The 6,671-nt window shown below is 69.0% G+C and carries 4 protein-coding genes; all 4 read left to right on the top strand.

Annotated elements, in window-relative coordinates; translation table 11 throughout:
* Positions 1–3 precede the first annotated feature (3 nt).
* Complete coding sequence (locus ACIHFE_RS24840) at positions 4–3,807, top strand: amino acid adenylation domain-containing protein (RefSeq protein WP_400109758.1); 3,804 nt, start codon at positions 4–6, stop codon at positions 3,805–3,807.
* Positions 3,808–3,916: 109 nt separating this feature from the next.
* The gene (locus ACIHFE_RS24835) at positions 3,917–4,606 is read left to right on the top strand and encodes a thioesterase II family protein (protein ID WP_400110201.1); all 690 of its coding nucleotides are present in this window, start codon (positions 3,917–3,919) and stop codon (positions 4,604–4,606) included.
* 122 nt (positions 4,607–4,728) lie between these two features.
* Complete coding sequence (locus ACIHFE_RS24830) at positions 4,729–5,739, top strand: threonine/serine dehydratase (RefSeq protein ID WP_400109756.1); 1,011 nt, start codon at positions 4,729–4,731, stop codon at positions 5,737–5,739.
* Between the two features lie 40 nt (positions 5,740–5,779).
* Positions 5,780–6,565 (top strand): thioesterase II family protein, encoded by a 786-nt coding sequence (locus ACIHFE_RS24825; protein ID WP_400109755.1) that lies wholly within the window; start codon positions 5,780–5,782, stop codon positions 6,563–6,565.
* The last annotated feature ends 106 nt before the right edge of the window (positions 6,566–6,671 follow it).

Below are 6,671 nucleotides of genomic sequence, written 5' to 3'. Positions count from 1 at the left end.
GCAATGATTCCGCTGTCATTCGCGCAACGCCGTATGTGGATTCTGCACCAGATGGAGGGCGGGTCGGAGAACTGGAACATGCCGGCGGCCTTCCGGTTGACCGGATCCCTGGACCAGGCCGCCCTCGCCGGGGCGATCCATGACGTGGTCGGGCGGCACGAGATCCTGCGCACCGTCTATGTGACGAACGACGACGGTGAGCTGCACCAGCGGATCCTCCCGGCGGCGGAGGCCGCGCCGGAGGTGCCGGTCATCGAGGTGGCGCCCGAGGATGTGTCCGGCGCGGTCGCGGAGGCCATCGCGTACCGGTTCGACCTGGCGGCCGAACTCCCGCTGCAGGTACGGCTGTTCCGCTGCTCACCCCGGGAACACGTCCTGGTGCTGGTCATCCATCACATCGCCACGGACGGCAGCTCGGGTGCGCCGCTGGTACGGGACCTGGCCGCGGCCTACACCGCCCGCCGGGAGGGCCGGGCACCGGCGTGGGAGCCGCTGCCCGTGCAGTACAAGGACTACACGATGTGGCAGCGCGAGCTGCTCGGCGATGTGGCGGATCCGGACAGTCTCGCCGCTGCGCAGGTCGCGTACTGGCGCAAGGAACTGGCCGGGGTGCCGCAGCCGCTGAACCTGCCTCTGGACCGCCCGCGGCCCGCCCAGGCGAGCGGGCGCGGCGCCACGGTCGGCCTCAAGGTGGAGCCGGAGGTGGCGACCGGGCTGCAGAAGCTGTCCGACGAGCGCGGGGCGACCATGTCGATGGTCCTGCACGCCGCGCTGGCGGTGCTGCTGCGCAAGCTCGGCGGCGGGGACGATGTGACGATCGGCAGCTCGATCGCCGGGCGGACCGACGAGGCCCTGGCCGATCTGGTCGGGTTCTTCGTCAACACCCAGGTGCTGCGGGTGGACCTCTCCGGTGACCCGTCGTTCACCGACCTGCTCGCGCAGGTACGGGACAAGTCGCTGGCGGCCTACGAGCACCAGGACATGCCGTTCGACACGCTGGTCGAGGCGATCAACCCCGAACGCTCCGCGGCCTACCAGCCGCTGTTCCAGGTGATGCTTGGCCTGCAGAACTACACGAGGCCGGACTTCGAACTCGCCGGGCTCACGCTGGAGGTCGAGCAGGCCACCCCGTCGGTCTCCAAGGTCGACCTGTTCTTCAACGTGGTCGCGGACAGTTCGGGGGCGCTGCGGGGCGACATCTCCTACGCGACCGATCTGTTCGACCGGGAGACGGTCGAGGCCATCGCCGTTCGGTTCACGCGTGTCCTGGAGCAACTGGTTGCCGATCCGGGCATGTGCGTCGGGGATGTCGACGTGCTGAGCGCGGGGGAGCGGCAGCGGCTGGTGGTGGAGATGAACGACACCGCCGAGCCGACCCTGGAGCTGGTGGAGGCGGTGCGCCGGCAGGTACAGGCGACACCGGAGGCACTGGCCATCATCGGCGAGGAGGAGTCGCTCACCTACCGGGAGCTGGAAGCGCGGTCGAACAGGCTGGCGCACTGGCTGGCCGACCGCGGTGTGCGGGCGGAGTCGCGGGTCGCCGTGTGCCTGCCCCGGACCGTGAACCTGGTGGTGGCGCTGCTTGCGGTGATCAAGGCTGGCGGGGCCTACGTTCCGATCGATCCGGACCACCCGCGTTCCCGGATCGACTACATCCTCGAGCACGCGGATCCGCTGCTGGTGCTCGACGCCGAGGCGCTGGCCGGCGTGGACTGGCCGGAGTATCCGGATGCGGCACCGGAGGTGGTCGTCCGGCCGGAGAACGCCCAGTATGTGATCTACACATCGGGGTCGACGGGCAACCCCAAGGGTGTGGCGATCCCGCGCGGCGCGGTGGCGAACTACCTGGCCACCACGCAGCGGCGGTTCCCGCTGTCGTCCGCGGACCGGATGCTGTTCAGCACGACGGTGGCCTTCGACATGGCGAACACCGAGCTGTACCTCCCGTTCACCGCCGGCGCGACCATGGTGATGGCGGGCAAGGACACCGTCACCGACCCCTCGGCCGTGCTGGAGTTGATACGCCGCCATGGGGTCACCGCGGTGCAGGCCACGCCCGCCTTCTGGCAGATGCTGTTGATGCACGATCCCAACGCCGCCAAGGGCCTGCGGATCATCATCGGCGCGGAGGCCGTGCCGGTACGCCTGGCCGAGACCCTGGCGAGGCAGGCCGCCGAAGTGTTCAACATGTACGGCCCGACCGAGACGGTGACCTGGTGCACCGAGGCGCGTGTGAAGGCGGGGGAGGGCGCGCCGATCGGGAGGCCGGTCGGGAACACCCAGGTGTATGTGCTCGACTCGCGGCTGCGCCCGGTTCCGCGCGGAGTGCCGGGCGAGCTGTACATCGCCGGTGCCGGGATGGCCCGTGGGTACCAAGGCCGGCCCGAGCTGACCTCGGAGCGGTTTGTGGCCTGTCCCTTCGGCCCGGCCGGTGCGCGGATGTACCGCACCGGGGACCTGGTGCGCTGGGACCGGAACGGTCAGCTGGAGTACATCGAGCGCACCGACTTCCAGGTGAAGATCCGGGGTTTCCGGATCGAGCTGGGGGAGATCGAGCATGTGCTGACCGGGCATCCCGCCGTGGCGCAGGCGGCGGCCGTGGTGCGGGAGAACCAGGACGGTGACAAGCGCATCGTGGGCTATGTGATGCCCGAGCCCGATACCGCGGAGGCCGATGGCGGGGTTCAGGCGCTGCTCGCCGAGCTGCCCGAGTACCTGCGGGGGCGCCTCCCGGACTATATGGTGCCCTCCACGGTGATCCCGCTCTCGGAGATCCCGCTGACCCCGAACGGGAAGCTCGACCGCGGAGCACTGCCGTCCGAGGACACCAACGCCGCGGTCAGCCGGGAGCCGCGCGACTCCCGCGAAGAGAAATTGTGTGCCATCTTCGCCGAGTTGCTCGGCGTCGAGCGGGTCGGTATCGACGACGACTTCTTCGCGCTCGGCGGGCACTCGCTCCTGGCCACCCGGCTCAGCGCCCGTATCCGCAGCGAGTTCGATGTCGATATGCCGCTCAGGACCATCATCAAGTACCCCACGGTGGTCGAGCTGGCCTCGCTGCTGCTCGTCAACGCTCCCGTGGAGTCCGCCGATCCATTCGCTGTTGTGCTGCCGTTGAACAGCGATCCCGGTACGGGGAAGCCGCCGCTGTGGTTCTTCCACGGGGGCGGCGGACTGGGGTGGGCGTACTTCAGCTTTGTGCTGCATGTGCGGGACCGGCCGGCCTACGCCCTGCAGACCCGCGGCTCCGACGGCGTGGACACGCTGGTGGGGTCGGTGGAGGAGATGGTCGAGGACTACGTCACCGAGATGCTGAAGATCCAGCCGGAAGGGCCCTTCCATCTGGTCGGCTGGTCCTACGGTGGCACGGTCGTCCAGGCCGTCGCGGAGGCGCTCGACCGGCGTGGGCACGAGATCGCCCTCGTGGCCATCCTGGACTCCCAGCCGGGCGGGCACGGGTTCACGGAGATTCATGCCGGCAAGACGCTGTCGGACTACCGGGTGGAACTCGAGGAATACTTCGGCCAGTACATGGGCACCGACAACCGGCAAGACTTCCTGGACACCATGGCGAAGGTCCTGACCAACAACACGACCCTCATGATGGATTTCGAATCGCCGGTCTACCGCGGCGATGTGCTGTTCTTCAGCGCGACGCTCCAGGAAAATTCGTACGCGCATCTGTGGCGGCCGTACGTTCTCGGTTCCATCGAGGTGCAGGAAGTGCGCGCCACGCACCACGAGATGAACATGCCCGCGGCCGTGGCCGAAATCATGGAGGTCATCAACCGCAAGCTGGCGGAGTGACCGGACATCGCTTTCCCGAAACCAGTTCAACGAACCAACGAATGGATGATTGGGGTTGGTCGGGGTGACAGAGCCCGGCATATCCGCGGAACACGGGGGCCGGACCACGCTGTTGTGCGTGCCGTTCGCGGGAGCGGGTCCTTCGTTCTTCCACCCGTGGCGGGAGCTGTCCGCCGGCCGGTGGCGAGTGCTCTCGGTCGAACTGCCCGGCAGGGAGCGGCGGTTCCTGGAGACGCCGTACCGGAATGTTGTCGAAGCGGCCAAGAACGAGATCGACGGCATTGTCGCGGACCTCGGCGAAGGGGCGCGGACCGTGCTGTTCGGGCACAGCCTGGGCGCGGTGCTCGCATATGAGCTGGTGCACCTGCTGAGCACGCGCGGTGTGCATGTCGAGCGGCTGATCGTCAGTGGTTCGCCGGGGCCGTGGACACAGCGCGAGAGGCGGGCGGCGGGGCTCCCGGACGAGGAATTCCTGGCCAGGGTCGAGGAGTTCGCCGGGTTCCGGCACGAGGCCCTCGATCACCCGGAGATGCGTGAACTGATTCTCCCCACACTGCAGGCCGACTGCGAAATGCACGAGAGCTACGTCCCGAGCACCGACGAACCGGTGTCGGTGCCGATCTGCTCGCTGCGTGGTGACTCCGACGGCCTGGTCACCGCGGAAGAAGCACAGCAGTGGCGGGACGCGACCACAAGTGCATTTACCTATGCGGAGTTCCCGGGCGATCACATGTACCTGGTCGACAGCGGCCGGGAGGTGCTGGACGTGATCGAGGCGCAATCCGTCCGCGGTCGCTAGCGGTCGCCCGTGGGGCAGGGCCCCGGGGACAAACCGTGGCCCTGGCCGGCTCGGCCAGGGCCACTCGCCCGTCCGGATCGCCGGCGAGGACACCTCGAAGGCACAGAGAAACGGAGACGCTCATGTCGATCGGCGCGAACACCGTGGCCGTCACCGGGCAGCCGCCGCTGCTGAGTTATGAAGGGGTGCACGATGCCCGGCACCGTATCGCCGGCCGTGTGGTGCAGACGCCCGTTGTACGCAGCGAGGAACTGGAGTGTGTGGCCGGCGCGCGGCTGTGGCTGAAGGCGGAGAACCTCCAGCGTGGAGGCTCTTTCAAGATGCGTGGCGCGCTCCTTGCCGTGGAGCGGCTGATGGCGGCCGGCAGCCCTGGTGTGGTGGCGCAGTCCACCGGCAACCACGCCATAGCCGTGGCCCTGGCCGCCGCCCAGTACCGGCTTCCGGCCGTGCTGGTGCTGCCCACCGACGCCGCTCCGACCAAGGTGCGGCGCATCCGTGAAACCGGCGCCGAGGTGCTCCAGGCCGGAACCACGCTGGCCGAGCGGATCGCGGTGGTCGAGGAGCTCAGGAACACCCGCGGCTACGACGAGATCGACCCGTACCAGAACCCGGACGTGGTGGCCGGCCAGGGAACCGCCACCGCGGACCTGCTGCACCAGGTGGACGCGGCCGGCGGCCGCCTGGATGCGGTGGTGCTGCCCGTCGGGGGCGGCAGTGCGGTGGCCGGCGCCTGCCTGGCCACCGCGGGCCAGGGCATCGATGTCTACGGTGCCGAGCCCAGCGCCGTACCGGCCCTGACCGCGGCACTGCGTGCCGGCGGGCCGGTCACCGTGGACGCGAAGCCCACGATCGCCGACGGGCTGCGCCCCGACCGCATCGGCCACCTGCCCTACGACCTGGCCCGCTCCGCGGTCACCGGGGTCTTCACCATCGAGGAGAGCGCCATCGCCGAGGCGCTGCGTCTGGTTCTCGTCCACGCCCGGCTGCTGGTCGAGCCTGCCGCGGCCACCGCTGTGGCCGGCGCGCTGCGTCTCGCCGCCGAGGGCCGCGCCCGGGACATTGGGGTGCTGGTCTCGGGCGGCAACGTCGAGACGAGCCTGGTGGCGTCCCTTCTGGACCACCGGGCCTCCTGAATCCGCCAGAGCAATCGGTAACCGCACAGAAAGGCTGGGCATGACAGGGTCAGGGAAATTCGACGGGGAGTGGACACACCGCTTCCATCCCACCGACGACAGTGAATTCCGAATCATCTGTTTCCCGCACGCCGGGGGTTCGGCGAGCTACTTCTACGCACTGTCGGAAGCCCTCTCACCGGAACTGGACATGCTCGCCGTCCAGTACCCGGGACGGCAGGACCGGCGTGCCGAGGGCTGCGTCGAGAACTTCACCGAACTCGCCGACCTCACCTACGCGGCACTGCGGCGCTCCGATGACAGCCGGCCCGCCGTCTTCTTCGGCCACAGCATGGGCTCGATCCTCGCCTTCGAGGTGGCCCGCCGCTACCAGGACGACACCGGCACCCCGCCCGCCTGGCTGTTCGCCTCCGGCTACCCCCCGCCCTCCCTGCTGCGCGGCGGAACGGTTCACCGCCGTGACGACGCCGGCCTCATCGAGGAACTGCGTTCCGTCGGCGGCACCGACCCCGTCTACCTGGAGAACAAACACCTGCGGGCCGCCATCCTCTCCGCCGTTCGTGGCGACTACACGGCCATCGAGACCCACCCCCGGGTGACCGGTGTCCGGCTCGACTGCCCGATCACCATGCTGGTCGGCACCGACGACCCGCACACCACGACCGCCGAGGCCGAAGCCTGGCGGGAGCACACCACCGGCGAGTTCTCCCTGCACGTCTTCCAGGGCGGCCACTTCTACCTCGACGAGCACAGCCAGGAGGTCACCGACATCATCTCCGGCACCGTCCGAGGCGTCTCCGCCGCCGTCCGCGAAACGGTCCGCTAGTCTGCCGAGTCAGGAATCCTGTTCAGATATGAGGCGAGGCGTTCGAGGATCTCGTCGGCGGTCTTGGTCCAGATGTAGGGCCTGGGGTCGGTGTTCCAGGCGGCGA

It is taken from the genome of Streptomyces sp. NPDC052396 (assembly GCF_044593195.1).
Lineage (GTDB): Bacteria > Actinomycetota > Actinomycetes > Streptomycetales > Streptomycetaceae > Streptomyces.
Note: the sequence above shows the minus strand (reverse complement) of the source record. Positions and strands in the feature narration are given on the sequence as shown.

Bases quoted from the DNA above. Each gene is read 5' to 3' on its own strand.
- ACIHFE_RS24840 (WP_400109758.1), top strand. From the start codon at position 4: ATGATTCCGCTGTCATTCGCGCAACGCCGTATGTGGATTCTGCACCAG.
- ACIHFE_RS24830 (WP_400109756.1), top strand. From the start codon at position 4,729: ATGTCGATCGGCGCGAACACCGTGGCCGTCACCGGGCAGCCGCCGCTG.
- ACIHFE_RS24825 (WP_400109755.1), top strand. From the start codon at position 5,780: ATGACAGGGTCAGGGAAATTCGACGGGGAGTGGACACACCGCTTCCAT.